General features: G+C 60.3%; 2 protein-coding genes. Both read right to left on the bottom strand.

Going from position 1 to position 1648, the window contains the following annotated elements; translation table 11 throughout:
* Window positions 1-728 precede the first annotated feature (728 nt).
* Window positions 729-959: a LexA family transcriptional regulator gene (locus EXZ48_RS34120; protein ID WP_165909516.1), complete on the bottom strand. Its 231-nt coding sequence runs from the start codon at window positions 957-959 to the stop codon at window positions 729-731.
* A complete protein-coding gene (locus EXZ48_RS35200) occupies window positions 956-1477 on the bottom strand; it encodes a DUF551 domain-containing protein (RefSeq protein WP_165909515.1) in 522 nt (173 codons plus the stop codon). Before EXZ48_RS35200 ends, EXZ48_RS34120 begins: the two co-directional genes overlap by 4 nt.
* Between the last annotated feature and the right edge of the window lie 171 nt (window positions 1478-1648).

Below are 1648 nucleotides of genomic sequence, written 5' to 3'. Positions count from 1 at the left end.
CCAAGAGGAGACGACGGGGCCCAAGGCTTCGTGCGGGAGCCCACTTCCCCGCCGTCTCACAGGTCCGCCGCTGGCGAGCCCGATTTCTTCGTTCCTCTCGGGGAGCCTGCCCATGCAGTGGTTCTGCGTCTCAAGGGCAGGTTTCCCCGGATTAGGGTGAGGACGGCGGGGGAGGAACCGCCGTCCTCTTGATCCGGCGCGAGGGGGCGAGCGCTCAGATCAATCTCAGGCTCTGCCAATCGCCCAAAGGACACCGATAACGCCGGCCCACCAGATTGCTTCGCTGAGCAGCTTGATGACTTCCGGGTCCATCACGCGGCCTCCCCGCCGTTCAGCTCACGATCTAGGCGCTTGACGAGGAACGAGGTCAGGTCGCCTTCCGGCGCTCCAGCCATGTCGTCGAGCTGCAAAGGCTTCCTCATCTGGCATGGGCAATGAGGCTGACCGTTTACCGGGCCGACGCAATAGCAAGCGTGCATCGCGCTATCGTCTCCCTTGGACCACTTTCTGGCCTGCTGGAGACCATCCAGTATTCTCGCGAACGCTGATTTGCTCATCACACCACCTCGAAAGGACATTCATGAAAGGATCGCTGACCAATACGGGCTGGAGACGTGACTGCCGCCTCACGTCTTCGCGTTCCCATGGGTCAGCTCCCCGAGTGGCCTCGATTGCGTGTTGTGCGTCGAGGTCACTCGGATGTGTTTCTTCGGAGAGAGGGCCGCGCTTCATTCGATCACCTGTATGGTGCGGGCGCGGTTCGGCATGCGGATGATACGGCCCCGCTCTTCCAAGCCGTTCAAGAGACGGTTGACCGTGGACTTCGACCGGACGCCGATAGCGTCCATGATCTCGGCATAGGATGGGGAGATGCCGCCGGACTCATTTCGGTAGGCCATGATGAAGTGCATCGTATCCTGCTGGCGGTGAGTGAGGGAAAAGCGTTGTGGAGCGTTCATGCAACACCGCCTTTCGGCGCTGCAGGGAGAGGCTGCCAATGAGTGAAAAAGCCTTCGACGTAGGAAGCGGACCCGTCTTCGGTGTGCCATGCACCGTGCTTCTTCCCGCCTTTCCACGAAACCATATCGACGCCGGGCCGAACTGCCTCGGCTACGAGTATGCTGGTTCCATCCATCGGAGCCGTCTCTATCGGCTGCCACTGGTCGCGCTGTCGCTCTACGCAAAGGGCCTTGGCGATAATCCCGGTCATCTCGATGAGGTCGCCATCAGTCTGCCCGATCAAAATTGCGGCGTTCTCCGCAGCTTCGATGATGTCGTCCGGTATCTCGTCCGTCTGCGGAGCATGATTGGTGGCTTGTCCCGATTTGGCGGATGCATGAGCCGACTTCACGTCGGACCGGCCTGGATGGTGGCGACCATCCATTTTTACGCCGCCGGCATCGGGGCTTGGTATGCTCGGCTTGCCACCGGAAGCCGCTGAAAGGTGCGGGCCGGCATTAATGGGGGATTGGGTCATGCTGCGTCCTCGCTTGACTCTTTCGATACGCCCGCAGAACGTGCATTCATCTCAGCAAGGAGGGGATGGTTGTGAGCAGTGAAGTGATTGTTAAATCTGCCAAGGTAATCAACCTTGGAGGGACCCCGTGCGAAGTTCGCGACAACGAGGCGCGCGTTGTATTTGTCGACG

Source organism: Shinella sp. JR1-6, from assembly GCF_004284735.1.
Lineage (GTDB): Bacteria > Pseudomonadota > Alphaproteobacteria > Rhizobiales > Rhizobiaceae > Shinella.
Note: the sequence above shows the minus strand (reverse complement) of the source record. Positions and strands in the feature narration are given on the sequence as shown.

Excerpts from the sequence above, each read along its gene's own strand:
- EXZ48_RS34120 (WP_165909516.1), bottom strand. The coding sequence starts at position 959 with ATGAACGCTCCACAACGCTTTTCCCTCACTCACCGCCAGCAGGATACG.
- EXZ48_RS35200 (WP_165909515.1), bottom strand. The coding sequence starts at position 1,477 with ATGACCCAATCCCCCATTAATGCCGGCCCGCACCTTTCAGCGGCTTCC.